This window comes from Dactylosporangium sp. CA-052675, from assembly GCF_050947935.1.
In the GTDB taxonomy this organism is placed as follows: domain Bacteria; phylum Actinomycetota; class Actinomycetes; order Mycobacteriales; family Micromonosporaceae; genus Dactylosporangium.
The window spans coordinates 2,693,735-2,720,589 of sequence record NZ_CP192010.1 but is presented as its reverse complement, the minus strand read 5'-3'; the positions used below and the strand labels follow the sequence as shown (position 1 = coordinate 2,720,589).

The following is a 26,855-nucleotide window of genomic DNA, read 5'->3' as shown; positions in this document are numbered from 1 at the left end:
TCCCGGCAACACGCAGCGGCCCGGGTCGGCCCGCGCGGGGGCGACCCGCCGATCACCCGTCCCCCGCGCTGCCGTCGCGCCCCCGGCAACACGCAGCGGCCCGCGTCGTGGCGAACGCGGGCCGCTGCTGCGAAAGGAGTGCTGGGCTAGGGGTGCTGGGCTAGGGGGCCTCGCCGAGCGTGACGGTGACCGTCTGCTCGGTGCCGTTGCGGTTGATGGTGACCTGGACCTGGTCGCCGGCCTTGGCGCCCTGGACCGCGTTGATGAGGCCGGTCGCGTCGTTCACCGTCGCCGAGCCGAACTTCGTCACCAGGTCGCCGGTCTTCAGGCCGGCCTTGTCCGCCGGGCCGCCCGCGACCACGCCGCCGATGAGGGCGCCGCCGTTGCCGTCGGTGAGCTGCACACCGAGGTACGGGTGGCTGACCTTCCCGCCCTTGGCGAGCTGGTCGGCCGAGGATCGGGCGCGGTTGGCGGAGATGGCGAACCCGACGCCGATGTTGCCGCTGTTCTGCCCCGCGGTGGCGATCGCGGTGTTGATGCCGACGACCTCGCCGCGCAGGTTGACCAGGGCACCGCCGGAGTTGCCGGGGTTGATGGCGGCGTCGGTCTGGATCGCGTCCGCGATGGACTTGCCGCCCTGCTCGCCCTCGATCGTGCGGTGCAGCGCGCTCACGATCCCGGCCGTCACGGAGCCCTGCAGGCCGAGCGGGGAGCCGACCGCGAGCACCGTGTCGCCGACGCGCAGCGCGTCGCTGTCGCCGAACTTGGCCGGCGTGAGCCCGGAGACGCCCTGGATCTTGATCACGGCGATGTCACCGGCGGGGTCGGTCCCGACCACGGTCGCCGAGGCCGTCTTGCCGGTGCTGAACGTGACCTGGAGCTTCGAGGCCCCGGCCACCACGTGGTTGTTGGTGATGACCTGCCCGTCGGCGGTCATGATGACGCCGGAGCCCTCGGCCTCGCCGGTGCTGATGTCCACGACGCTGGGCAGCACCTGCTGCGCCACCCCGCCGACCGAGGACCGGTCCAGGTTGGGGGCCGGGTTCTGGGTCACCACGGAGGGCGCCGCGGCCGGCTTGCCGTCGGCGAGCTGGGTCGCGACCAGTCCCCCGCCGAACGCCGACAGCAGCGCGAGCACGACGGCACCCACGATGAGCAGGCCGACCCGTCCGCCGCGCTGCCCTCCCGGCCGGCCGTACGCGGGCTGGCCGGCGTGCGGCGGGTACCCGGGCGGCGGGCCGTACGGGTGGCCGGCCTGCGGGAAGGCGCCCGTGCCGGGGCCGTACGGCGCGCCCGTGGAGATCGGGGTCGTGGCGTAGGCGCCCGCCGGGTGACCGTTGGCGGGCAGTTGCTGGGTCGCGTGCTGGGCCGCGTGGTTCGCCGGGTGCGCGTGACCGTTCGCCGGGCGGCTCCAGGGCGAGCCCGGGGGCGCGGCGGCGGGCTGGGGCACGGTGACGCCGCCGGGCGGGGCGAACGCGGGCGGCTGCGACGGGGCCGGGTGCAGCGAGTTCGCGGCGGCCGGCGGGGCCGAGCTCACGGCGGCCGGGGGCGCTGAGCTCACGGCGGCCGGGGGCGCTGAGGCCGGGAAGGCGGGCGGGGCTGAGGCCGGGTACGCGGGCGGCGCCGAGGCCGGTTCGGCCGCGGTCGACGGGGTCATCCAGGCCGGCGGGGCCGAGGACGGGGCCGGGTTGTACTGGGCCGGCGGCGTCGGCGGGTTCGTGGTGGCCGGGGCCGGCGGGTTCGCGGCGGCCGGGGCCGGTGGGTTCGCGGCGGCCGGGGTCGGTGGGGGCCAGGATGCCTGGGGCGGCTGCGGCGGGGCGGCGAGCTCTTCCGGCTTCGAAGCGGAGCCGGGCGTCTCGGCGGGCTCCGCAGTGCTCCACTGGCGGTCCTGGTCACTCATGATGTCCAGATTGCACGCCGCGGCTGCCACGAAACTGGATTCTCCCTGGGAGAAAGCCGAGAGCCGCGATTCGACCGGCGCAGTCGGATACGTCCGGCTTCGTCCGGGGCGCCGATAACCCGCTACTTGATGATATAGGCGATAAATCCGGACAAGCCCGCTTGTCCGGATTTATCGCCGACGCCCGCGCACATCAGGCAGGCGACGTGCGAAAACGGTCATCGCCGCCGCGCCTCGGAGAAGACGCGTGCACCGGAGCGGACACCGTGCACCGGAGAAGACGCGTGCACCGGAGAAGGCGTCGTGCGCCGAAGCATGGGAGCCGCGAACGCCCCGCGGACGCCGACGCCAACGCCAACGCCCCGGTTCGAGCCCAAACGCCCGCCGGAACCGTCGTCGCACGCGCCGACGAGCGCCAGCACGCGACGGAACCCTCACCGCGCGCCGCGACCAGCGCACGACGCGAGCGCGGGCGGTCCGGGCACGGAACCCGGCCGCCCGCGGCGCGTGGAGGTCAGGCGGTCCAGTCGGGCCGCAGCGGGTACGAGGAAACGCCGTCCTTCGTCGTCTTCGTCGCGAGGATCTGGTGCAGCTGGATCTCGTTGCGCTCGAACGCGAGCCGCGAGCCGGCCATGTACAGGCCCCAGACCCGCGCGGTGCCGAGGCCGACCTCGTCCACGCACGCGTCCCAGTGCTCGACCAGGTTGCGGTTCCAGCCGGCCAGGGTCAGCGCGTAGTGCAGGCGCAGGTTCTCCTCGTGCTGCACCTCGAACGCCGCGTCGTGCACGGCGCTCACCAGGCGGCCCGGCGAGGCCAGCTCGCCGTCGGGGAAGACGTAGCGGTCGATGAAGGCGCCCGGCCGGTGGGAGGCGCGGTTGTCCGAGCGGGTGATGCAGTGGTTGAGCAGGCGGCCGCCCGGCTTGAGGCGGTCGCGCAGCGCGCCGAAGTACCGCGGGTAGTTTTTCACGCCGATGTGCTCGGTGAGGCCGATCGAGCTGACGGCGTCGAAGTGCTCGAGGGGCGCGTCGCGGTAGTCCAGGTAGCGCACCTCCGCCAGGTGGCCGAGGCCCTCCCGCTCGATCGCCTCCTGCGCCCACTGGGCCTGCTCGCGGGAGAGCGTCACGCCGAGGGCGCGCACGCCGTACTCGCGCGCCGCGTGGCGCACCATGCCGCCCCAGCCGCAGCCGACGTCGAGCAGGCGCTGGCCCGGCTTCAGCGCGAGCTTGCCGGCCACGAGGTCGTACTTGTTCGCCTGGGCCTGCTCGAGCGAGTCGGACTCGGAGCGGTAGCAGGCGCAGGTGTACGTCATCGACGGGCCGAGCACCATCTCGTAGAAGCGGTTCGAGACGTCGTAGTGGTGGTGGATCGCCTCGGCGTCGCGGCCCTTGGCGTGGCGCAGGCCGAGGCCCGCGAGGGTGCGCTTCCACGCCGGGGTCGCCTCCTGCGGCGGGGGCGGCGGCGGGCGCAGGCGCTCCCAGCCGAGGCCGCGGACCAGCCGCAGCGCCTCGCTCGCGGAGGGCATCCGCAGCTGCAGGCCGGTGGCCAGCGCGTGCAGCGCCGGGTACGGGTCGCCGGGGTGGGCGCCGCGGACCTCGAGGTCGCCGGTGACGTACGCGCGGGCCATGCCGAGATCGCCGGGCGCGGTGAGCACGTAGGACAGGCCCCGCTCGGAGGCGACGTGCAGGCCGATCGGGGCGTCCTCGGGGCCGACCGCGCTGCCGTCGTAGGCGGTGATGCGGACCGTCGGCTCGCTGGTGGTGACGGCCCGGACGATGTCGGCGACCTTGGGCACGGGGGGCCGGCGGCGGGGCTGGCCGGGAACGGATCCTCGGGTGTTCGTCGGACGGTAGGTGCTGGTCATCTGCGCCCCACAACCTTGTCGTAGAGGTCGGTCAGTCGGTGACCGGGGTCGTAGCGGTCCTTGGCGGCGCGGTACGCGGGACCGCCGTAGAGCCGGTCGAAGGTCTCCCGGTCGTAGTAGGCATCGGAGTAGAGGGACTTGTGGCCGCCGAGCTCGAAGACCTTGTCCTCGATGAGGCGGTTCACGTCGCCGTCGGCGCGGCCCGGCTCGATCGGCACGGTGCCCCAGAATCCGACGTTCACGTAGGCCTGCCCGGCGTGCATCGGGTAGAGCGGCCACTCCCGCTCCCGCAGTCGCAGGGGGCAGAGCCAGATCGGCGCCATCGGTACCTCCCGGGCGAACCACCGCAGGAAGTCGCCCGTGCGTTCCAGTGGCAGCTCGACGTCCTGCACGACCCGTTCGCGGTCGAGCTCGCCCCGCCAGCGGCCCACCTTGGCGGCGAGGCCGTAGCGGTTCTCGAGGCGGACGATGCGGTGGTACACGTCGGAGCGGCGGTACCGCCGCGGCCACAGCCGGCGCACGGCGGGGACCTGCGCCCCGAACGCGGCCGAGCACCAGAACCAGTCGGTGTCCCAGCGCCACAGGTAGTCGTAGGCGGCGAGACGATCGGTGGCCTTGGCGCGCAGCGAGCGGTAGTAGATGTCCTGCCCGGTGTAGTCGCTGGACGGGCCGGGCTCGTCGGTGAAGTGGCCCAGCACCAGGTAGGACTCGCCCGGCCGGAACACGACGCCGTCCATGACGTCGACCGTCCGGCCCTCGTACTGCCCGGTCTTCATCACCTCGCCGACGACGTCGAGCAGGTCGTCGAGCTCGTCGAAGCGCACGTTGCGGGTGCGCACCCCGGCGGCGATCGGCATCAGCTCGATGCGCAGGCGGGTGGCGTACCCGAGGCTGCCGAGCGAGTTCGGGAACGCCTCGAACAGCTGCGCGTGCTCGTTGTCGGGCCGCACCGTGAGCACCTCGCCGGCGCCGGTCAGGATGTCCAGCTCCAGCACCGACTCGTGCGGCAGCCCGTGGCGGAACGAGGTGGCCTCGATCCCGAGCCCGGTGACGGCGCCGCCGAGGGTGATGGTGCGCAGCTGCGGTACGACCAGGGGCATGAGCCCGTGCGGGAGGGTGGCGTCGACCAGGTCCTCGTACGTGCACATGCCCTGCACCTCGGCCGTGCGCGCCGCGGGGTCGACCTCGATCACTCCCCCGAGCCCGCTGACGTCCAGCCCGTGGTGCACCTCGGCGCGCGGCCGGAACAGATTCGAGGTCTTCTTCGCCAGCCGCACCGTGTCGCCGAGTGGAATCGCGGCATAGGAAGCTTTGAGGGTATCGACGGCCCGGCGGTGCGCCGCCCAGCCGACCGGTTGACCACGTCCCATGCAACCACCCCTTTCCCCGTGAAGTGGAGGCTTGCCTCAGTTCAAACTTGCACACTCCGCAAGATCAGCCAACGGCTGGTGACTGAACTCACGCACGCGTGTACCTCCGGCGATGCCCCGGCGCCTCGGCCACCATCTCCCCCACTCGACGCGTTTACAACCATCTCGGCGTGGGACTCCGGCCCGGCCCGCGGCCACCTGACGCTCATCCGGGCGGGTGACGGGTGCCCGCCCCGGGTGAGGCGCCCGGTGCGGTCCTGCCACCGCGGAGGCCGGGATTCCTGGCGGGAGTGCCCTGTGGGGTCAAGGGGTTTGGGTGAGGAGTTTCTGTAGGGCGTTGTGTTGGTCGGGGTTGTATGGGGTGCCGGTGGTCCAGAGTTTCCAGATGATGGTGAGCCAGGCGCGGGCGAGGATTCTGACGGCGTGTGGGTGGCGGTGGCCGCGGGCTCTGGCCTGGGCGTAAAGATCGGCAGCCCAGGGGTTGGCGTGGCGGGAGTCGGCGGCGAAGTCGCAGACCGCGCCGCGGAGTTGTTTGTTCACCGACCAGCGGAACGCCACCATCCTGACCTGTCCGGACTGCCGGGTGGAGGGGGTCACCCCGGCCAGGCCGGCCAGGGCCGCGGGGGTGGGGTGCCGGCCGCGGGCGTCGCCGATCTCGGCCAGGAGCCGGGCGGCGCGGACCGTCCCGGCCCGGGGCAGGGACGTGAAGATCGCCCCGTCCGGGTGCTCGGCGAGGGCCTGCGCGATCTGGGTTTCGAGGGCGTTGATCTGTTCGATGAGGCCGGTCGCCGCGGTCAGGTAGGCGGTGGTGACCCCCGCGAGGGCGGTCCCGGCCGGGCCGGTCACTCCCGTGGGTGCGTCCTGCAGCCGGGCTAGGAGCACCTCGGGCGGCCGTTTCCGGTAACGCTGCCCGGCCAGCCACCCGGTGAGCTCCTCGACCGTGAGCGCATCGACGGCGTCCTGGGTCGGGAACGCGGTCAGGAACGCCCGGCTGATCGGCGACGTCAGCTCGCAGAACAACCCCACCACCCCCGGCAGCACCGTCAGCAGATGCGCCCGCAGCTGGTTCACCAGGGCGACCCGGTGCTGCACCAGGTCAGCCCGGGCCCGGACCAGGGTCCGCAGACTCGTCGTCGCCGCCGTGTCCGGCCGCAGCGGGGTCAGCCGGCGCCGGTCGGTGCGGACCACATCGGCGAGCATGTAGGCGTCGAACCGGTCGTCCTTGTTCCCCGCCGACCCGTACCGGCCCCGCAACGACTTCACCCGCGACGGCGGCATCACGAACACCTCGAGACCGGCCGCGAGGAGCCCCACGACGAGGGGACCGTCCGAACGTTCGATCCCGACCCCGGCCACGCCGTGGCGGCGCAGCACCCCGACGGCCTTGCCGATCCCGGCCTTCGTATGCGCCACGACCAGACGCTCGAGAGGCTCCCCAGCCGCATCGATGACGCAGATCGCGTGCGAGTCTTGCGCCCAGTCGATCCCGGCGAACCGTGCATCCGTCACACTCAAAGCTGCTCCTGCCGCTGCTCAATCCAGTGGGAGGCGCACCTGGTGGTTCGGGACATCACTGCCGGACGCTCATTGACGGGCGCTCTACGGCGCAGTAGCCCTGTTGCCAGTCGGGATGTCCCGGACCGCCAGACCCCGCAAACACTCCCGCAAGCCCTCAACCGGGGCAGCAACGGATGGCAGTGATCCAACGGCCAGGTGCCGCCCAGCCCCCACAGGACCGGGCAGCACCAGTTCTACCAATGAGCAACGGTCCGGACCACCGCGGACCCGAGCCATGGAAATGCCGCCGACGTTGACCCCCCGGAGGCGACCCCGCGCGACGGCCGGCGCGGGACCGTGGGCACATGACGGTGAAGGACCTCGCGACCCTGACCCCGAGCGGGTACCCGGCGGTGTCCCTGCTCATGCCGACCCACCGCACGGCGCCGGAGAACCTGCAGGACCCGATTCGGCTGCGCAACCTGCTCGCGGAGGCGCGGCGGCGGCTCGAGCACGACGAGACGGTGCCGCGGGAGGTGGCCACGCAGGTGTACGACGAGATCGCCACGGCCGCCGGACAGGTCGACATGCGACACACCGGCGACGGGCTGGCGGTGTTCGCCTCGCCCGGGCAGGTACACGTGCGCGTGCTCGACAGCCCGGTGCAGGAGCGGGTCGTCATCGCCGAGACGTTCGAGGTGCGTGACGTCGTCGCCGACGCGGCGCGGCGCCACCGGTACTGGGCCGTCGTGCTGTCCGAGCAACCCACGCGGTTGTGGAGCGGCGACGGGGCCGAGCTCGTCGAGGTGACCACGCACGGGTTCCCGTTCACGCACGAGGGCATGGGGCTGCCGCGCGACTACGGGCAGGAGCCGAGCAAGCACGAGCGCGAGCGGCACCGGCGCTTCTTCCGCGACATCGCGACCGCGCTCGGCGAGGTCGACCGGCTCGACCCGCGGCCGGTGTTCGTGCTGGGGGTCGACCGCTACCTCGCGCACTTCGCCGCCGAGTGGCCGCGCCCGTTCGCCGGCACGGTGCTGGGCAACTACGACCACGCGGGCGCGCACGAGGTGTACGAGCTGCTGGCCCCGCGCCTGGCCGCGTACACGGCGATGGAGCAGGTCTCGGCCCTCGAGGCGCTGGACGCGGCGCGCGGGGCGAACCGGTTCGCGGCCGGTCTGGCCGAGTGCTGGTCGCTCGCGCACCAGGGCCGCGGCGCGCACCTGCTGGTCGAGGAGAGCTTCCACAGCCCCGCCTGGGTCCACGACGACCATCTCCACCCGCCGGACCAGGAGCCCCACCGCGACGGGCCGGGCGTGCTGCTCGACGACGCGGTCGACGACATCGTCGAGACCGTGGTCCGCCAGGGCGGCGAGGTCACCTTCGTCGGCGACGACAGCCTCGCCGGCGACGGCCGGATCGCGCTCATCGTCAGGTTTTGACAGCGTATGGCTCGGGTCCGCGGTGGTGCGGACCGTCGCTCCCGCCAGACATCCCGGCCTCCGCGGTGGTCGAGGCCCGGCGCTAGAGCCGCAGGCCCGCGATGAAGGCGGCGGCCGCCTCGCCGTCCGCGACCGGTTCGGGGGCGAAGAAGGTGATGAACGCGTGCTGGAAACACGCGCCGAGGATGAGCCCGGCCAGCGCCTCCGGCGAGGCGTCCGCCGCGATGTTGCCCAGCGCCTGCTCGGCCCGCAGGTATCCGGCCAGGCCCTCGTTCGCGCGGTGCGGGCCGAGGTTGCGCGCGCGCAGGTGGTCGCGGTGCGCGGCCAGGATCGCGGGGTCCGAGAAGATCGACGCGAACATCGGGAAGCCGTCGCGGTAGAACGTGATGCACACGGTCGCCAGCTCGGTCAGGATCTCGCGGACCGGGGCCGAGCCCGCGCGGGCCGGCAGGGTCATGAGCATCGGGATGAACTGCGGGCCGCGCTCGTGCAGCACCACGACCATGAGGTCGAGCTTGTCGCGGAAGTGCTTGTAGAGCGTCGCCTCGGAGAAGCCCGCCTCCCGCGCGATCTCCTTCGTCGTGGCGTTGGCGAGGCCGCGCTCGCGCAGCACGCGCGCCGCGGCGTCGAGGATCACCTCGCGCGTCGTCGCCAACCGGCACCCCTTCCGAAACTCGTGGTCACGTGCCATCGTAGGGGTTAGTGAGTACTTACTAACCGGCAGGGGGACGGCAATCATGAAGCTGACCGTGTTCGGGGCGACCGGCGGGATCGGTCGCGAGCTCATCCGCCAGGGCCGGGCGCGCGGGCACGAGATGACCGCGGTCTCGCGGCGGCCGGTCGACCTCGGCTGTGCGGTGGTGGTGGCCGGCCTCGGCGACACCGGGGCGCTGGCCGCCGCGGTCGCCGGCCGGGACGCGGTGCTGTCGGCCCTCGGGATGCGGCCCGCGGAGATGAAGGCCCGCCGGGGCCGCGAGCCGGGCGCGCGCAGCACGGTGCAGGCCGACGGGGCCCGGGCCGAGGTCGCCGCGATGCTGGCGACCGGCGTGCGGCGCATCGTCAGCGTCGACGCCGCGGGGCGGGTCGCGGACCGCGGCGACGGGCCGGTCATGCGCCACGTCGTCAAGCCGCTCCTGCAACGCGTGCTCGGCGAGGGCTTCGCGGACCTGGCCGTGGCCGAGCAGGTGCTGCGCGACAGCGGGCTGGACTGGACGCTGATCGCCCCGCCCCGCCTGACCGACGGGCCCAACCGTCCATATCGGACGGTGCTCGACGTGAACGTCCGCGGCGGGCGGACGCTGTCGCGCGCCGACGTGGCGGACGCGATGTTCCGGGCCCTCGACGAGCCGGCGTGGATCCATCGCCGGATCAACGTCGCCTACTGAACGAGGGCACGACGACGGCCGGTCGCTCAAGGAGGCAGAGCGACCGGCCGAGTGACCGCACGCGCCGGGAAGTCCCTCGTCAACCCGGCGCGTTGCCTGCAGCGGTCAGCTCATGACGCCCAGGTTGCCGAAGTCGACCATGCCGTAGTACTGCGTGATGTAGACGTTGGTCAGCCGCGGGTTGCGGTAGTTGAGCGCCTTGTCGTAGGTGAAGGGCATGTAGGCCGCCGTTTCCGAGACCTTGCGGTTGATCTGCTTCCAGATCTCGGCGTTCTTCGCCGGGTCGGCCTCGGCCGCGGCCTGGTCGATGAGCGAGTTGATCGCCGGGTCGTCCAGCTCGGCGTAGTTGTTGTTGCCCGACTCGGAGATGGCCCGGCCGTCGACGAGCGGCTTCAGGAAGCCCGACGCCGCCGGGTAGTCCGCGCCCCAGCCCGCCATCATCAGGCCGTAGCCCTTGTTGTGCACGTTGCTCGGCGAGCCGATGGTCGAGCGGAAGTACAGGCCCGAGTCCTGCGGGTCGAGCTTCGCGGTGATGCCGATCGCGGCGAGCGACTGCTGCAGCGCCTCCGCCGTCTTGGGCTCCTTGCCCTGGTTGCGCGTCGCGATGACCGTCTCGAAGCCGTTGGGCTTGCCGCACGCCGCGAGCTCTTCCTTGGCCTTGTCGATCTGCGGCTTGCCCGACTTGGTGTTGAACAGGTCGTCGGCCGGGTCGTGGCCGTTGATCGTCGGCGGCAGCATGTTGGTGGCGATGTCACCACCGGCCTCCGCGCCACCGCGGGCGGTCTGCATCGCGGTCTTGTCCAGCGCGTACTGCACCGCCTTGCGGCAGTGGATGTTGTCGAACGGCGCGACCTTGGTGCTGATGGCGACGTAGCGGATGAAGCCCGTCACCGGCGCGTCGGCGTTCTTCTTCTTCTCCGGGTCGAGCAGGATCTTCGGCTGCGCGCCCTGCTGGACGCCGGTCTGGGCGATGTCCAGGTCGACCTCGTTGGACAGCAGCTGGTTGTCGATCTCGTCGACCGCGGTGCCGTAGGTGACCTCGATGCGGTCCGGCAGCGCCTTGCGCACGGTGTCGGTCGCCGGGTCCCACTGGTCGTTGCGGACCATCGTGAGCTTCTTGCCCTGCTCCCACGACTCGAACTTGTACGGGCCGGTGGACTGCGGGTGGTTGGCGTACTGCGTGCCCGTGTCCTTGGACCGCTGCACCGGGCTCGACGCCGGCATCTGCAGCCAGTAGAGGAGGTCCGAGTTCGGCTTGGCCAGGTGGAACACGATGGTGTTGTCGTCCGGCGTCTCGACGGACTTCAGGCCCAGCTTGTTCGGGTCGGGGTCCTTGTACGCGCCGGGGTAGTTCTGGCCCTGGTCGAGCGCCTCCACGAGCCACTTCGGGCCGGCGTTGACGACCTCGGAGGCGAAGATGCGCTCGATGCCGTACTTGATGTCCTTCGAGGTGACGGGCGCGCCGTCCTCGAACTTGATGCCCGGCTTCAGGTGGAAGGTGTACGTCGTGCCGTTGTCGGTCGGCTTGGGCACCTCGGTCGCGAGGTCACCCACGAGCTTGAGCCCGTCGGCGCCCGGCTTGGACTCGTTGGCCAGCAGCGTGCGGACGTAGAACCCCTTCATGATGTTCCACTCGCTCGCGTAGTACGCGATCGCGGGGTCCCACGAGTCGGGGTCGGGGTTCGTGGTGAGCTTGAGCGTGCCGCCCTTCTTGTCCGACGGGTTCAGCACACCGGTGATGGCCGCGTTGTAACCCCCGGAGCCTTTCTGACCGTTGTTCTTGCTGGTATCGTCGCCGCTGGAGCCGCCTCCGCAGGCCGACAGCGCGAGCGTCGCGGCGGCCGCACCGGCCACCATCGCACGCCTTCTCATATGTGCATACGTCATCTTCACGAGCAGGGCCTTTCAGGGTGCCGCGGTTGTGGGGCCGCGGATTCGGGGTCCCGGACGCAGGCAGCACGCATCGGCCGGCCTCCGCTTCGGCCCTCCACGGCGTGCCGCTCGGATGCGGCTCGAACCGTGTCCACAGTGGACCATCCACTGTGCACAGGGCGTGGGCATGCACCACGCCCACCGTGTGGGTCGCTGGATGTCGGTTGACGATGGCGTTGCTACGTCACGTGGACGGCGATGTTCGTCGCCGTCATTGTGCAAAGACCTCGGGCGGCCCGGCCCGGTTGCGTCGGGAACTTCATTGCCGGATAACGGATTGGTCACCGTGCAGCGGGCCGCCGGTCAGACCGCGAGCGCGAAAACGGTTGCCCGCGTTACCGATTCTTGTCCAATCGCCGCGGCGCGGGCCCTCAGTCCTCGTCGAGCCGCTTCAGCAGCGCGATGTTCCCGGCCTCGTCCGGGTCCGGCCCGGGGGTCTCGAGAAAGGCGCGCAGCACCTCGACGGCGACGTCCGGGGCGAGGCGCTTGAGGCTCATCGCGAGGACGTTGGCGTCGTTCCAGAGCCGGGCGCCGCGGGCGACCCAGGGGTCCCAGGCCACGGCGGCGAGGACTCCGGGGACCTTGTTGGCCGCGATGGCCGTGCCGGTGCCGGTCCAGCACATCACGACGCCCAGGTCCGCCCGGCCCTGGGCCACGGCCCGGCCCACCCCGGCGCCGAGGCCGGGCCAGGGCTGCTCGCCGAGGCGCAGGACGTCGTGGCCGGCCTCGGCGAGGTGGGCGAGGACGGCCTCGGTGGTCGCGTTGCTGTCGTCGGCGGCGAAGGCTATGCGCACAACCCCATTGTGCGCGGTCCGGGCGATCAGGTGGTGACGCGCTCCGGGCCGTACGTCTCCGGCTTGCCGAACCGCAGCCGCTGGGTCAGCGCCACGCAGGCGAGGACGAGCACGGCGGCGGCGACGGCGACCGGCGGGACGTGCTCGTGCAGCAGCCACGCGGACCAGGCCAGCGTGAGGACGGGCTGGGCGAGCTGGATCTGCCCGACGCGCGCGACGCCGCCGCGGGCCAGGCCGGCGTACCAGGCGAAGAAGCCCAGGAACATCGAGATGACGGTGAGGTAGGCGAAGCCGGCCCACCCGGCGGCGGGGGCGGCCGGCGGGTGGCGCAGCGCCGCCGCCGCGGTGATGGCGACCGTGGCGGGCAGGGCGAGCACGAGCGCCCAGCAGATGGTGCGGGCGCCGCCGAGCTCGCGGGCGAGGGCGCCGCCCTCGGCGTACCCGAGGCCGCACAGCACGATCGCCGCCAGCAGGAACAGGTCGGCGGGGCCGAGCGCGCCGGAGACCGAGCCGCTCAGCGCCAGGAACACGAGGACCGCCAGCAGGCCGGCCGCGCCCGCGAGCCAGAAGGCCGGGGCCGGGCGCTCCCGGGCGCGCAGGACCGCGAAGCCGGCCGTCATCGCCGGCAGCAGCGCGACCACGACGGCGCCGTGGGCCGCGGTGCTCGTCTGCAGGGCCAGGCTCGTGAACATCGGGAAGCCCGCCACGACGCCCAGCGCGACCACGGCCAGGCGGCGCCACTGGGCCGCGGTGGGGCGCGGGGCGCGGACGACCAGGAGATAGGCCGCGGCCAGCAGGCCCGCGCCGACCGCCCGTCCGAACGCGACGAACCACGGGTCCAGGTGCTCGACGGCGACCCTGGTGGCCGGCAGCGACATGCTGAACCCGAGGACGCCCAGCGCGCCGAGCGCGGCCCCCGTTATCGCATCCGAGCGAGTAACGTTATCCTTGCTTTTCATGAATGACGATAACGCAGCCGCCCGCGTTATCCAAGATCTGCGCGCCGTCGCGGCCGGGTCGCCGCCCGGGAGCCGGCTGCCCACCGTGCGGGAGCTCACCGTGCGGCACCAGGCGTCGCCGATCACCGTGAGCCGCGCGATCCGGGCGCTGGCCGCCGAGGGGCTGCTCGACACGCAGCCCGGGCGGGGCACGTTCGTCGCCGCGCGCGCCGCCGCGGCCACCCCCGCGCCCGACCTCTCGTGGCAGTCGATCGCGCTCGGGCCGCGACCGGCGGGCGAGGACGCGATGTCGGCGCTGCTGGCGGTACCGCGGCCGGGGGCGATCCCGTTGTCGAGCGGGTACCTCGACGAGGACCTCCAGCCGGCCGCCACGCTCGGCGCCGCGCTGGCCCGGGCGGCCCGCCACCCGTCGAGCTGGCAGCGCGGCCCGGCCGAGGGGCGCGAGGACCTGCGCGCCTGGTTCGCCCGGGGCGCCGGGGCCCTGCGCGCCGAGGACTTCGTCATCTGCCCGGGCGGGCAGGCGGCGCTGTCGACCGCGTTCCGCGCGCTGGCCGCGCCGGGCGACACGGTGCTGGTGGAGTCCCCCACCTACCTCGGCGCGCTCGCCGCCGCCCGCGCCGCCGGCCTGCGCGTCGTGCCGGTGCCGGCCGACAACGCCGGGGTCCGCCCCGACCTGCTCGCCGCCGCGTTCGGGCGCACCGGCGCCCGGCTGTTCTACTGCCAGCCGATGTTCGCCAACCCGCACGGCGCCACCCTCGCACCCGGGCGCCGCGAGCGGGTGCTCGCCGAGGTGCGGGCCGCGGGCGCGTTCCTGCTCGAGGACGACTACGCGCGCGACCTCGCCATCGACGCCGATCCCCCGCCGCCGCTGGTCTGCGGCGACACGGAGGGCCACGTGGTGTACCTGCGGTCGCTCACGAAGTCCGCCGCGCCCGGCCTCCGCGTGGCGGCGATCGGCGCCCGGGGCCCGGCCGGCGCCCGGCTGCGCGCGGCCCGCGTGCTCGACGACTTCTTCGTGTCGGGCCCGCTGCAGCAGGCCGCCCTGGACGTCGTGACCTCACCGGCGTGGCCGCGGCACCTCCGGGCGCTGCGAGCGGCCCTGCGCACGCGCCGCGACGCCCTCCTCGACGCGATCCGGCGGCACCTGCCGGCGCTGGATCCGCCGTCGGTGCCGCGCGGAGGCCTCCACGCCTGGCTCCGCCTGCCCGAGGGGACCGACGACGTGGCCGTGACGACCGCGGCGGCGGCCCGGCACGTGGTGGTCTTCCCGGGGCGGCCCTGGTACGCCGCCGAGCCGGACGCGCCGCACCTGCGCCTCACGTTCGCGGCGGCTCCGCCGGCGCTGCTGGAGGAGGGTGTGCGCCGCCTCGCGCAGGCACTGCTCGACTAGGCCGCCGTCCCGCCCACCGAGGCTCCCCGGCACACGTTCCCCCGCGCCGGCGCTCACTCGGCCGGGTGGCGTCTGCCTTTCGTGCACGATCGCCGTGGGCGCGCGGCCCGGGCGAACCCTCAGGCCGACTTGGGCGGGGGCCCAGCCGCCGCGCATCCGGCCGGATGGCATCCGCCTCTCGTGCACGATCGCCGCGGTTGCACGGCGCCTGGGCGAACCCTCAGGCCGACTTGGGCGGGGGCCCAGCCGCCGCGCTTCGGCCGGATGGCGTCCGCCTCTCGTGCACGATCGCCGCGGTTGCGCGACCCGGGCGAACCCTCAGGCCGACTTCGGCGGGGCCCAGCCGCTCGCGCCGGTCGGGGTGCCCAGGATCTCCAGCAGACCGAGAAGGCTCAGGACACGGCGCACACCCGGGCTGGGGTTCACGACCCACAGATCGCTGTTGTTCGTGATCGCGTGGGCGCGGGCGCTGACGAGCTTGCCGATGCCGGTCGAGTCGATGAAGGTCACGAGGCTCAGGTCGACCTCGACGGCGCGGGCACGGACGTCGTCGATGGCGCGGAAGAGCACCGCGCGCAGCTCGCCGACGTTCTCCAGGGTCACCTCCCCGGCGACGCGGACGCGCAACGCCTGGTTGGGCAACGGCTCGACGGTCACGTTGAATTCGGGGAACACGGCGAAACGATCGGCGGGACTCATCGGGCTCAACACCTTCCAACATTCGAGCCGCTCTCACGATACGGGCATTCCCGCCCCGCGTCACCTGGGGCCATCACCATGGGCGAATCGTTCAATACCGAACGAGCTCGTGCCCGCCCACCGCCGCGGCCCGGCTCCCCCGGCGGCCCGCACCGAACGAGCTCGTGCCCGCCCACCGCCGGCCCAGCTCCCCCGGCGGCCCGGCACCGAGCGCACTCGTGCCCGCCGACCGCCGGCCCGGCTCCCCCGGCGGCCCGGCACCGAGCGCACTCGTGCCCGCCGACCGCCGGCCCGGCTCTCCCGGCGGTCCGCAGGGCGGCCGCGGAGTCTGAGCCGAGTCAGAGACGGTCGCGGGGGTTGAAGCCCGAGTCAGCGGCGGCCGCGGACCTGGAGCCCGAGTCAGCGACCGGGCAGCCGACCGAAGCCGGACCTCGATCAACCTTGCGTGACGACCACATCGACATACTGTGAATCCCGAACCCGTTCGGCGGATTGCGCTCGTACGAGTGTTCGAACTCCGGTAGACTGGAAACCATGATTGACCTCGCGTACCAGCCGTCGATGTTCGACGTCGCCGGACCCTCCCTCGGGTCGCTGACCGGCCAGGTCACCCGCCACCACCTGAGCCGCGGCGCGTGGGTCGATCACCTGCCGGGCTGGGTCCTCGGCTCCGACGCCATCCTGCAGACGCTCCTGCACGAGGTCGACTGGCGGGCGGAACGGCGCAAGATGTACGACGACGTCGTCGACGTCCCCCGCCTGCTGCGCTGGTATCCGGCCGAGGAGACGCTCCCGCACCCGCTGCTGACAGAGGCCCGGCGCCGCCTCACAGCGCATTACGTGGAGGAGCTCGGAGAGCCCTTCATGACCGCGGGCATGTGCCTGTATCGAGACGGACGCGACAGCGTCGCCTGGCACGGCGACACGATCGGCCGAGGAGCCCGCTTCGACACCATGGTGGCGATCGTCTCCTTCGGCTCCCCGCGGGCACTGCTGCTACGCCCCCGCGGCGGCGGAGACAGCGTGCGCTTCCCCCTCGGCCACGGCGACCTGGTGGTGATGGGCGGTTCGTGCCAGCGGACGTGGGAACACTGCGTACCCAAGACAGCTCGAGCGGTCGGCCCTCGCGTGTCCGTGCAGTTCCGCCCGGCCGGCGTCGCCTGAGCCGCCCCACGGGCCGAGCCACAGACTCGCCAGACACCGCCAAGCCACCGACTCGCCAGACAGGCGCGATCCCGGCCAGACCCGCTTGAGCCCGCCCCGCCGGCCGAGGCACGAACCCGCCAGACGGACACAATCCCGACCGAACCCGCCTGAGACCGACCCACCGACCGAGGCACGGACTCGCCCGACGGACACGACCCCGGCCAGACCCGCCTGAGCCCGACCACCGACGCAGGCACGAACTCGCCAGACGGACGCGACCCCCGACCTGACCCGCCCCAGGACGGGGCGTCTGCGGCCTGGGGGCAGGTCGCGCGCGGACGCGCCACGGAAGCCGTCCGACGTTGCCCCGGCCCGGACGAGGGCCTTGACGGCCGCCCGGATACGCGATCGCCACTCCGGGAATTGTTCACGGCACGATTCGTGGACGCATCCTGCGGCAAGAGCAAAATGTGCGCTATTCGCGATCGAAGGTGGCCGGAGGCCGGGTTTCCTGGTCGATTCTGGGATAATTCTCGGCATGGGTCAGTTGCAGTTTTTCACGCGGAGTGAAATAACTGCCATGCGGGATCGGAGCCGACGCCGGAACTACTCGCCCACCGCTGAGCAATTCCGGCGCGAACACGCCCGGCATCGCGATTGGGGACTCGCGCAGCGCCACGCCGCGAAGCTGAGCCGCGCCCACGGCGGCACCTCGCCAGCAATCCCCGCCGCAGCGCCGCGCACAGCAACCCCAGCGGAGCCGACCGCACCCGAACCGCCCAAAACCCCAACCGATGCGCCCACCACAGCAACCACACCGGGACCCACCACCCCCGAGCCACCCAAAACCCCCACCGCCGCGCCGCGCACAACAACCACACCTGAATCGACCGCCCCCGAACAGCCCAACGCGGTCGCTGCGTTTGAACAGCCGGACCAGCCACCGCCCGCAGATGAATGCGGCGGGCGGCGCCGGCACGGAGACGCACCCGGCCCGGCCCGATCCACAAACCGTGAACCACACCTGGCCGTCGAACCGTATCGCATTTCCCGAACGCTCCCACCGTGCCGGAAATGCCGCCGAATCCGCGACACCAAATCGCACAAACAATATCCTCCACCGAACCGCCGACGACATTCTCGAACCCCGACGGAACAGAGCAACCAGGATCAGGGGCCGGCCAGGAGAAGCGGGCGCGGGCCGCCACCCGGCCGGGGTTGTGCGGGGTGAAAGTGACCGCCGTCGGGTCCTCGATCATCCGCTCCACCACCACGCCCGCGCCGCCGGCACACCAGCCCGGCCAGCGACCGCCTCGCGGCCTCCGTCAGGTCCTCGACGCAGCGTTCCACGTCCTGGTGCACGATGTAGAAGCTCACGCGCTTCTTGATCACCGTGCGGCTCACCTCTGGGGCTCCAGCGCGCGTGCGCCGGCTCCGGCAGCGCCAACGACGTGAACACAGCGGACCGGGTCCGGCGCACAGGCCTTGCCGGAGTGCACGGCGGGCCGGGAGCAGCACATCGACACGACTCATTCGCGGCAGTGCGACGAAGCGACCACGAAACGTCCCGGCCCCACCAGACCCGTCGGCAACGAATCGTCAACATCTCGAAACTCGCCGGGACAGGGCCAACCACCCGCGCAGATTCCAACGCGTCAATCGAACGGGATGCCACACAACTCAAGAGTGCGAGCGATGACCGTTGACTTGCCGGTAGCTTGTCTGCAACATTTGGCGCACTGCAGTGCAAGATTCCTACAAGCGCCAGACAGACTTTCGCTACTCTCCGCAACTCGATCGCAGCCGAACCGCCAACCGGCTCGATCGCCCACCACCCGCCTACGGAGAGGGTTGCCGTGCAGAGGGGCACGTCGCCGCACGGTCGCGGACCACCCACGCGGCCGCGCTTTCATCACATGCTGACCCCAACCAGATGAGCACAGAACCCCCGTGGCCGCCGCCGGCGCACCGCCAATCCCGCCCGCGCGCGGGAAGCGCCCAGCGAACACCGACGCCGACCCCCGCCAATGCCTCTTGCCGTCCAACACAAGAGCAGGTCGAACTCGCCGCCACGCCGCACCGATCACCCCGCTCAGACGCATTGAGAAGGATCCCGATGAGCAGAAGGCTCGTGACGCGAAGGGTGCTCGCGGCGTTCGCCGTGGCCGCCCTCGTCGCCGTGACGGCGCAGACGCTGCCGGCGCAGGCCGCCGGCGGCCCCAACCTCGCCAGCGGCCGCCCCGCCACCTCCAGCAGTACCAACGGCGCGAACGGCATCGGCAACATCAACGACGGCAACCAGGCCAGCTACTGGGAGAGCGCCAACAACTCCTGGCCGCAGTGGGCCCAGATCGACCTCGGCAGCGCCAAGAGCATCGACCAGATCAAGCTGAAGCTGCCCGACGACACCGCCTGGGCGACCCGCACCGAGACGCTGACCGTGACCGGCAGCCCCGACGGGACGAGCTTCTCCACGATCGTCGGCTCGACCGGGTACGTGTTCAACCCGGCCACCCACAACACGGTCACGATCAGCTTCAACGCCACGACCACCCGGTACGTGCGGCTGAACTTCTCGGCCAACACCGGCTGGCCCGCGGCGCAGATCTCCGAGTTCGAGATCTACGGCGTGTCCACCACCGGCAGCAACCTGGCCGCCGGCAAGACGTTCACGGCCAGCAGCCAGAACGCGCAGTACGTCCCCGGCAACGGCGGCGACTCCAACCAGGACTCGTACTGGGAGAGCTCCGGCGCCTTCCCGCAGTGGCTGCAGGTCGACCTCGGCTCGGCCGTGCCGGTCAGCTCCGTGGTGCTGCGCCTCCCCGCCGCCTGGGGCGCGCGCACCGAGACGCTGTCCGTGCAGGGCAGCACCACCGGCAGCTCGTTCACGGACATCGTGGCGAGCAACTCGTACACCTTCGCGCCGGGCACGGCCAACAGCGTGACGATCCCGTTCACGCAGACGACCACCCGGTACGTGCGGGTCAACATCACCGCGAACACCGGCTGGGCCGCCGCGCAGCTGTCGGAGCTGGAGGTGTACGGCCCCACGACCGGTGACACCCAGGCGCCGACGGCCCCGGGCAACCTGGCCTACACCCAGCCGGCGAGCGGCCAGATCAAGCTGACCTGGACCGCCTCGACCGACAACAGCGGCTCCATCGCCGGGTACGACATCTACGCCAACGGTGCCCTGCGCACCAGCGTGGCGGGCAACATCCTGACGTACACCGACATGCAGCCCGACACCGCGACGGTCGCGTACTACGTCAAGGCCCGCGACGCCGCCGGCAACCAGTCGGCGAACTCGAACACGGTGACCCGTACCGGCACCAACCCCGACACCCAGGCGCCCACCGCCCCCGGCAACCTGGCCTACACCACGCCGGCCAGCGGCCAGATCAAGCTGACCTGGACCGCCTCGACCGACAACAGCGGATCCATCGCCGGGTACGACGTCTACGCGAACAACTCGCTGCGCGGCTCGGTCGCGGGCAACGTGCTGACCTACACGGACAACCAGCCGGACTCGGCCACGGTGTCGTACTACGTGAAGGCCCGCGACGCCGCCGGCAACGCCTCCGCGGCCAGCAACACGGTCACCCGCACCGGCACCGGCAACCCGCCGCCGGGGACCAACGTGGCGCTGGGCAAGCCGGTGGAGGCCAGCGGCTCGGTCTTCACCTTCGTGCCGGCCAACGCCAACGACAACAGCGTCACCACGTACTGGGAGGGCGCGGCCGGCTTCCCGGCGACCCTGACCGCGAAGCTCGGCTCGAACAACGACATCACCAAGATCACGCTCAAGCTCGACCCGAGCAGCGCGTGGGGCGCGCGGACCCAGAACATCCAGGTCCTCGGCCGTGAGCAGAGCGCGACCGGGTTCAGCAACCTGGTCTCGGCGGCGGACTACCGCTTCGACCCGGCCACCGGCAACTCGGTCGACATCACCGTCTCGGCCCGGGTCGCGGACGTCCAGCTGAAGATCAACTCGAACACCGGCGCCCCGTCGGGCCAGATCGCCGAGTTCCAGATCTTCGGGGCCGCGGCGCCGAACCCGGACCTCCAGGTGACCGCGATCTCGTCCTCGCCGGCCTCCCCGGTCGAGACCGACTCGGTGAGCCTGACCGCCACCGTGAAGAACGCGGGCACGGCCGCCTCGGGCGCGACCAACGTCAACTTCTACCTCGGCACCGCCCAGGGCACCGTCCTGGCGGGCACCGCGAACGTGACCGGCCTCGCCGCCGGCGCGCAGGGCACGTTCACCGCGAACATCGGGCCGCGGACCGCGGACACGTACACGGTGAGCGCGAAGGTCGACGAGAGCAACACGGTCATCGAGACCAACGAGGCCAACAACGCGTTCACCAGCGGCTCGAACCTCGTGGTGCAGCCGGTGCAGTCCTCGGACCTGGTCGCCTCCCCGGTGGCCTGGTCGCCGTCGAACCCGTCCGCGGGCAACACGGTCACCTTCACCGTCGTCATCAAGAACCAGGGCACCCAGGCCAGCGGCTCGGGCGCGCACGGCGTCACCCTGACGCTGAAGGACAGCGCGGGCACCACGGTCAAGACGCTGACGGGGTCGTACACCGGGACGCTCGCCGCCGGCGCCAGCTCCCCGGTCGTCACGCTCGGCACGTGGACCGCGGTCAACGGCAAGTACACGGTCACCACCGTCCTCGCCGCCGACACCAACGAGCTGTCGGTCAAGCAGGCCAACAACACCAGCACCCTGCCGCTGTTCGTCGGGCGGGGCGCGAACATGCCCTACGACATGTACGAGGCCGAGGACGGCACGGTCGGCGGCGGCGCGCAGGTCGTCGGCCCGAACCGCACCATCGGTGACCTCGCCGGCGAGGCGTCGGGCCGCAAGGCGGTCACGCTGAACGGGACCGGGCAGTACGTGCAGTGGACCACGCGGCAGAGCACCAACACGGTCGTCGTGCGGTTCTCGATCCCGGACGGCACCACGTCGTCGATCAACGTCTACGTCAACGGCTCCTTCGCCAAGGCGATCCCGCTGACGTCGAAGTTCTCGTGGCTGTACGGCAACGAGTCGTCGCCGACCAACTCCCCCGGCGCCGGCCCCCGTCACATCTACGACGAGGCCAACATCATGCTGGACAGCACGGTGAACGCCGGCAGCACGATCAAGCTGCAGAAGGACGCGGCCAACGGCGGCAACATCGCGGTCGACTTCATCAACACCGAGCAGGTCGCCCCGATCGCCAACCCGAACCCGGCCACGTACATCACCCCGGCCGGCTTCACCCAGCAGGACGTGCAGAACGCCTTCAACGCCGCGACCCAGAGCAGCACCGCGGTCGGCGTCTACCTACCCGCCGGCACGTACGTCACGAACCAGAAGTTCCAGATCAACAGCAAGGCGATCCAGGTCGTCGGGGCCGGCCCGTGGTACACGAGGTTCACCACGCCGCAGGACCAGCAGAACACCGACGCGGGCTTCTCCGTGCAGACCTCGGCGAACGGCTCGACGTTCAAGAACCTGTCGTTCTTCGGCAACTACGTCGAGCGCATCGACGGCCCGGGCAAGGTGTGGGGCGAGCTGAAGGACAACCAGAACCTGACGATCGACAACGTCTGGGTCGAGCACACGGTCTGCATGTACTGGGGCGTGCACAACAGCGGCATCAACATCTCCAACAGCCGCATCCGGGACACGTTCGCCGACGGCATCAACTTCACCAACGACACGACCAACACCCACCTGAACAACATCGACGCCCGTAGCACGGGTGACGACTCGTTCGCGCTGTTCTCCGCGACCGACGGCGGCGGCTCGGTGGGCAACCACGACAACCTGTGGGAGAACCTGTCCGCGACCCTCACCTGGCGCGCGGCCGGCCTCGCGGTCTACGGCGGGTACAACAACACGTTCCGCAACATGTACATCGCGGACATGCTGACGTACTCGGGCATCACGATCAGCTCGCTGGACTTCGGCTACCCGTTCGTGGGCTTCGGCACCCAGCCGACCAACATCCAGAACGTGTCGCTCGTCCGCGACGGTGGCCACTTCTGGGGCCAGCAGGCCTTCGGCGCCATCTGGGTCTTCTCGGCCTCGAAGGTGTTCCGCGGGATCCGGGTGTCCGATGTGGACATCGTCGACCCGACGTACTCCGGCATCATGTTCCAGACCAAGTACACCGGCTCCTCGCCGGACAACCCGGTGACCGACACGGTGTTCACGAACATCAGCATCTCCGGCGCCAAGCGCAGCGGTGACGCGTTCGACGCCAAGTCCGGCATCGGCATCTGGGTCAACGAGATGCCCGAGCCCGGCCAGGGCCCGGCGGTCGGCTCGGCGACGTTCAACCACCTGACGTTCTCCAACAACGCCGAGAACATCAGGAACACGACCAGCACGTTCACGCTCACGATCAACCCGTAACACCAGCGCACCGAGGAACGGCCGCCGGATGCCATCCGGCGGCCGTTTCCGCGCGATGGGCCGCCGAGCACTCCGGCGCCCGCCGAGCACTCCGGCGCCCGCCGAGCACTCCGATGCCCGCCGAGCACTCCGATGCCCGCCGAGCACTCCGATGCCCGCCGAGCACTCCGGCGCCCGCCGAGCACTCCGGTGCCCGTCGAGCACTTCTGGATGTTCACCCGGGGCATCGATGTCGACCCGTCACGCCGATGCCGACCCACTACGTCGATGTCGACCCGACACGCCGATGTGGACGCGCCACACCCGCTGTGACCAGCCACGTCGATGTCATGCGCCACGCCGATGTCGATGCGCCACATCAACGTCGACTCGCCACGTCGACGTCGACCCGCCGCGTCGATATGGACGCGCCATGTTGATTTTCGTCAACCATGTTGATTTCGGCTCGCGCCAGGTCGACGGTCGTCAACCATGTTGACGGCGGCTCACGCCTCGACCCTCGGGGCGCCGCGGCACGAGCGCCGCGCGTCCTCGGACCGGTCGACGGCGGATCACGCTCTTGCTCTGAGCCTCCGCAGCATGCGCGCGTCCTCGAACCCGGCGGCGCGCGCGGCGGCCTCGACTGTGGCGCCGTGGCCGATCAGGTGCTCGGCCCGCTCGAGACGCAGCAGCTGCTGGTAGCGCAGCGGCGTCAATCCGGTCGCCTCGCCGAACGCCCGGGTCAGGGTCCGCTCGCTCACCCCGGCCGCGCCCGCGAGCTCGCGCAGCGGCAGTCGCTCGGCGAAGCGGCCGTCGATGACGTCCTGCACGCGGTGTACGACGTCGCTGAGATGGTCGCGGTGGCGCAGCATCGCGCTGTGCTGGCGCTCGTCACCGTTGCGGCGGGCGTAGACGACCATCTCGCGGGCCACCTGGGCGGCGACGGCCGGGCCGTGGCGGGTCGCCACCAGGTGCAGCGCCAGGTCGATGCCGCTGGCGATGCCGGCCGAGGTGACGACCCGCTCGTCCACGACGTAGAGCACGTCGCGCACCACGCGGGCTTTCGGGTACCGCCGTGCGAGGTGCTCCTGCAGCCCGTGGTGCGTCGTGCAGCGGCGGCCGTCGAGCAGGCCGGCCTGGCCCAGCGCGTCGGCGCCGGCGCAGACGCTCGCGACCGTCCCGCCGCCGGCGTGGTGTCCGGCGATCCTGGCCCGGGTCGATCCGGTCAGCCGTCCGTGCTCGCCCAGCAGGCTGGCGCGCCAGCCGGGGACGAGGATCAGGTCGTCGCGGGTGAGCGGCGGCCAGCTCGTCTGCGCACGCAGGGGCAGGCCCTGCGCCGTGGGCACCTCCTCCCGCTCGGCCACGTAGTGCAGCTCGTAGCCGAGGCCGAGGTCGCGCACGGTGGAGAACACCTGCGCGGGCCCGGCCAGGTCGAGCAGATGCACCTGCGGCACCAGCAGGAAGACAACCTTCACCGCGCCGAAACCTCCGCAGCAGCGGAGTACGCCCGCTCGGGCCCGGCCAGGTCGAGCAGACGCACCCGCGGCACGAGCAGGAAGACGATCCTCACCGCGCGAAGACCTCCGTAGCAGCGGAGTACGCCCGCTCGGGCCCGGCCAGGTCGAGCAGACGCACCCGCGGCACGAGCAGAAAGACGATCCTCACCGCGCGAAGACCTCCGTAGCAGCGGAGTACGCCCGCTCGGGCCCGGCCAGGTCGAGCAGACGCACCCGCGGCACGAGCAGAAAGACGATCCTCACCGCGCGAGGACCTCCTTGACGGTGGCGATGGTGGCGAAGCGGCCGGCCAGAGCATATTCCGTGCGCGCGATGACGTCCTCGGCGCTCAGCACCGGGCCGCCCGGGTCGCGGTGGGCGATCGGGAACGTCGCGGTCGCCTCGGTGACGAAGGTGACGTCGTAGCCGAGGTCGCCGGCGACGCGGGCGGTGGTCTCGCAGCACTGCTCGGTCTGGATGCCGGTGACGATCAGGTGCCGGATGCCCTCGGTGGTGAGCAGCTGCTGCAGGCCGGTCGTGGTGAACGCGTTGCGGCTGGTCTTGACGAGCTCGGGCTCGCCGGGCAGCGGCTCGAGGCCCTCGAGGTAGCGCAGGTGACCGCGCTGCGGGTCGAAGACGGTGCCGGTGCCGGGCTCGGCGTGCAGCACCCACACGACGAGGTCGCCGCGCTCGCGGGCGTCGGCGACGAGCGGGGCCACCGTGGCGGCGATGCCGGGGTTGGAGATGTCCGCCCAGCTGGGCCGCTGCCGGAAGGACTCCTGGATGTCGATGACGAGCAGTGCGCTTCTCATGGCCTCGATCCTGCGCGTGTACGGCGGGTTGAGCCAGGGCCGGGCCGGGCTCGAAGCGGACCGATCCGGTCATGGGGCTATCTCATTATTCGAGACATACGTTCCGAAATTTGAGAAGCCAGGGCTAGCGTACGAGCATGCCTACGAACGTGTACACCCACGGTCACCACGAGTCGGTGCTGCGCTCCCACCGCTGGCGCACCGCCGAGAACTCCGCCGCCTACCTGCTGCCGGTGCTCGTCGAGAAGATGCGCGTGCTCGACGTCGGGGCCGGGCCGGCCACCATCACCCGCGACCTCGCCGGGCGCGTCGCGCACGTCACCGCGCTCGAGGTCACCGAGGAGGCGGTCGGGGTGGCCCGGGAAGGGCTCGCCGGGGTGGCGAACGCCGATGTCGTGCTCGGCGACGTGCACGCGTTGCCGTTCCCCGACGACTCGTTCTGCGTGGTGCACGCCCACCAGGTGCTGCAGCACGTCGCCGACCCGGTGGCGGCCCTGCGCGAGATGCGCCGGGTGTGCAAGCCGGGCGGCTACGTGGCCGTGCGCGACAGCGACTATGCGGCGTTCACGTGGTACCCCGAGCTGCCCGAACTCGACGACTGGATGGCCCTGTACCAGCGGATGGCCCGCGCCAACGGCGGCGAGCCGGACGCCGGCCGGCGGCTGCTGGCCTGGGCGCACGCGGCCGGGTTCACCGACGTGACCGCGACGTCGAGCACCTGGTGCTTCGCCGACGAGCAGGACCGCGCGTGGTGGGGCGGCATGTGGGCCGACCGGGTGCGCAAGTCGGCGATGGCCCGGCAGGCCCTGGCGGCCGGGGTGGCGCAGGAGGAGCTGGACCGGCTCTCCGCCGGGTGGCGCGGGTGGGCGTCCGACCCGGACGGCTGGATGTCGCTGCTGCACGGCGAGATCCTGGCCCGGCCGTAGCATGGGCGCGTGAGTCTTCCGGCCGACCTGCACACCCATTCGGAGTTCTCCTGGGACACCGACACCGGCGACATGGAGGGCTCGTGCGCGCGGGCGGTCCAGCTCGGCCTGCCGGCGATCGCGTTCACCGAGCACACCGACTTCGTGTCGTGGACGGTGAACCCGGACACGGTGCCGGAGCGGTGGAACCCGCACATGGCCGACCCGGCGCACCTGGCGCCGCCGCCGCTGGACGTGGACGGTTACCTGGCGGCGATCGAGCGGTGCCGCGCGAAGTACCCGTCGCTGCGCATCATCACCGGGGTCGAGCTCGGCGAGCCGCACTGGTTCGCCGAGCCGGCCGCCGCGCTGCTCGCGAGCGCGCCGTTCGAGCGGGTGATCGGCTCGCTGCACTCGGTGCGGGTGGGCGGCGAGGATCGGCTGGTCGAGGACGAGTACGGGTCCCGGGGCGTCGCCGAGGTGCTGCGCGACTACTTCGCGGAGATCGTGCGCATGCTGGAGTCCTTCGGCGACTTCTCGACGCTCACGCACCTGGACTACCCGGTGCGGTACCTGCCCGCGGGCCACGTGTTCCGCATCGAGGACTACGAGGACGAGGTGCGGCAGGTGCTGAAGACCCTCGCCGGGCAGTCCCGGGCGCTGGAGATCAACACCCGCCGCACGCTCGAGCCGACGCTGCTGCGGTGGTGGCGCGAGGCCGGTGGGGCCGCCGTGAGCTTCGGCAGCGACGCGCACCGGCCCGAGGCGGTGGCGGCCGGGTTCGCCGACGCCGCCGCGCTCGCGGAGGCGACCGGGTTCCGGCCCGGGCGGCACCCGTACGACCACTGGCTGCGATGAACGAGCACCACGCCAGGG

General features: G+C 71.9%; 19 protein-coding genes. 7 read left to right on the top strand and 12 right to left on the bottom strand.

The annotated features are described in order from the left end of the window. Window positions 1–160: 160 nt before the first annotated feature. From ACQP1P_RS12270 to ACQP1P_RS12255, 4 genes are all read right to left on the bottom strand, one after another. Window positions 161–1,900, bottom strand: a complete 1,740-nt coding sequence (locus tag ACQP1P_RS12270; protein WP_433086079.1) for a trypsin-like peptidase domain-containing protein — start codon at window positions 1,898–1,900, stop codon at window positions 161–163. Window positions 1,901–2,414: 514 nt separating this feature from the next. Continuing rightward, window positions 2,415–3,761 (bottom strand): class I SAM-dependent methyltransferase, encoded by a 1,347-nt coding sequence (locus tag ACQP1P_RS12265; RefSeq protein WP_433086077.1) that lies wholly within the window; start codon window positions 3,759–3,761, stop codon window positions 2,415–2,417. After that, window positions 3,758–5,131: an FAD-binding oxidoreductase gene (locus ACQP1P_RS12260; RefSeq protein WP_433086075.1), complete on the bottom strand. Its 1,374-nt coding sequence runs from the start codon at window positions 5,129–5,131 to the stop codon at window positions 3,758–3,760. Before ACQP1P_RS12260 ends, ACQP1P_RS12265 begins: the two co-directional genes overlap by 4 nt. Before the next feature lie 303 nt (window positions 5,132–5,434). Continuing rightward, a complete protein-coding gene (locus tag ACQP1P_RS12255) occupies window positions 5,435–6,640 on the bottom strand; it encodes an IS110 family transposase (protein WP_433075281.1) in 1,206 nt (401 codons plus the stop codon). Window positions 6,641–6,993: 353 nt separating this feature from the next. Here ACQP1P_RS12255 and ACQP1P_RS12250 point away from each other — a divergent pair, with 353 nt between their 5' ends. Next, a complete protein-coding gene (locus tag ACQP1P_RS12250) occupies window positions 6,994–8,070 on the top strand; it encodes a hypothetical protein (protein WP_433086073.1) in 1,077 nt (358 codons plus the stop codon). An 82-nt stretch (window positions 8,071–8,152) separates the two neighbouring features. Here the strand turns inward: ACQP1P_RS12250 and ACQP1P_RS12245 are convergent, their stop codons facing one another. Next, window positions 8,153–8,725, bottom strand: a complete 573-nt coding sequence (locus ACQP1P_RS12245) for a TetR/AcrR family transcriptional regulator (RefSeq protein WP_433086071.1) — start codon at window positions 8,723–8,725, stop codon at window positions 8,153–8,155. A gap of 82 nt (window positions 8,726–8,807) precedes the next feature. Between ACQP1P_RS12245 and ACQP1P_RS12240 the strand changes: the two genes are divergently transcribed. Further along, a complete protein-coding gene (locus ACQP1P_RS12240; RefSeq protein WP_433086069.1) occupies window positions 8,808–9,455 on the top strand; it encodes an NAD(P)-dependent oxidoreductase in 648 nt (215 codons plus the stop codon). Window positions 9,456–9,560: 105 nt separating this feature from the next. Here ACQP1P_RS12240 and ACQP1P_RS12235 read toward each other — a convergent pair whose 3' ends face one another. From ACQP1P_RS12235 to ACQP1P_RS12225, 3 genes are all read right to left on the bottom strand, one after another. Further along, window positions 9,561–11,312 (bottom strand): ABC transporter substrate-binding protein, encoded by a 1,752-nt coding sequence (locus tag ACQP1P_RS12235; protein WP_433086068.1) that lies wholly within the window; start codon window positions 11,310–11,312, stop codon window positions 9,561–9,563. 446 nt (window positions 11,313–11,758) lie between these two features. Beyond that, a complete protein-coding gene (locus tag ACQP1P_RS12230; RefSeq protein WP_433086066.1) occupies window positions 11,759–12,181 on the bottom strand; it encodes an RpiB/LacA/LacB family sugar-phosphate isomerase in 423 nt (140 codons plus the stop codon). A 26-nt stretch (window positions 12,182–12,207) separates the two neighbouring features. After that, the gene (locus ACQP1P_RS12225) at window positions 12,208–13,140 is read right to left on the bottom strand and encodes a DMT family transporter (protein ID WP_433086064.1); all 933 of its coding nucleotides are present in this window, start codon (window positions 13,138–13,140) and stop codon (window positions 12,208–12,210) included. Here ACQP1P_RS12225 and ACQP1P_RS12220 point away from each other — a divergent pair. Continuing rightward, entirely contained in the window at window positions 13,139–14,530 is a 1,392-nt protein-coding gene (locus tag ACQP1P_RS12220; protein WP_433086063.1) for a PLP-dependent aminotransferase family protein, read from the top strand. The two genes, ACQP1P_RS12225 and ACQP1P_RS12220, sit on opposite strands and share 2 nt — an antisense overlap. A gap of 318 nt (window positions 14,531–14,848) precedes the next feature. Here ACQP1P_RS12220 and ACQP1P_RS12215 read toward each other — a convergent pair whose 3' ends face one another. Next, complete coding sequence (locus ACQP1P_RS12215; RefSeq protein ID WP_433086061.1) at window positions 14,849–15,229, bottom strand: STAS domain-containing protein; 381 nt, start codon at window positions 15,227–15,229, stop codon at window positions 14,849–14,851. Between the two features lie 534 nt (window positions 15,230–15,763). Between ACQP1P_RS12215 and ACQP1P_RS12210 the strand changes: the two genes are divergently transcribed. Further along, the gene (locus ACQP1P_RS12210) at window positions 15,764–16,393 is read left to right on the top strand and encodes an alpha-ketoglutarate-dependent dioxygenase AlkB (RefSeq protein ID WP_433086059.1); all 630 of its coding nucleotides are present in this window, start codon (window positions 15,764–15,766) and stop codon (window positions 16,391–16,393) included. 457 nt (window positions 16,394–16,850) lie between these two features. On the opposite strand, the gene ACQP1P_RS12205 is transcribed toward ACQP1P_RS12210, so the two are convergent. Continuing rightward, entirely contained in the window at window positions 16,851–17,078 is a 228-nt protein-coding gene (locus ACQP1P_RS12205) for a hypothetical protein (RefSeq protein WP_433086057.1), read from the bottom strand. Between the two features lie 1,413 nt (window positions 17,079–18,491). Between ACQP1P_RS12205 and ACQP1P_RS12200 the strand changes: the two genes are divergently transcribed. Further along, window positions 18,492–22,787, top strand: coding sequence for a galactose-binding domain-containing protein (locus tag ACQP1P_RS12200; RefSeq protein ID WP_433086055.1), 4,296 nt, complete (start codon window positions 18,492–18,494; stop codon window positions 22,785–22,787). Window positions 22,788–23,338: 551 nt separating this feature from the next. Here ACQP1P_RS12200 and ACQP1P_RS12195 read toward each other — a convergent pair. After that, window positions 23,339–24,241 (bottom strand): GlxA family transcriptional regulator, encoded by a 903-nt coding sequence (locus ACQP1P_RS12195; RefSeq protein WP_433086053.1) that lies wholly within the window; start codon window positions 24,239–24,241, stop codon window positions 23,339–23,341. 281 nt (window positions 24,242–24,522) lie between these two features. Next, on the bottom strand, window positions 24,523–25,074 hold the full coding sequence (locus tag ACQP1P_RS12190) for an isochorismatase family protein (RefSeq protein ID WP_433086051.1): 552 nt from the start codon (window positions 25,072–25,074) through the stop codon (window positions 24,523–24,525). Between the two features lie 137 nt (window positions 25,075–25,211). Here ACQP1P_RS12190 and ACQP1P_RS12185 point away from each other — a divergent pair, with 137 nt between their 5' ends. Continuing rightward, complete coding sequence (locus ACQP1P_RS12185; RefSeq protein WP_433086049.1) at window positions 25,212–26,000, top strand: class I SAM-dependent methyltransferase; 789 nt, start codon at window positions 25,212–25,214, stop codon at window positions 25,998–26,000. Window positions 26,001–26,009: 9 nt separating this feature from the next. Then, window positions 26,010–26,837, top strand: coding sequence for a histidinol-phosphatase HisJ family protein (locus ACQP1P_RS12180; protein ID WP_433086047.1), 828 nt, complete (start codon window positions 26,010–26,012; stop codon window positions 26,835–26,837). The last annotated feature ends 18 nt before the right edge of the window (window positions 26,838–26,855 follow it).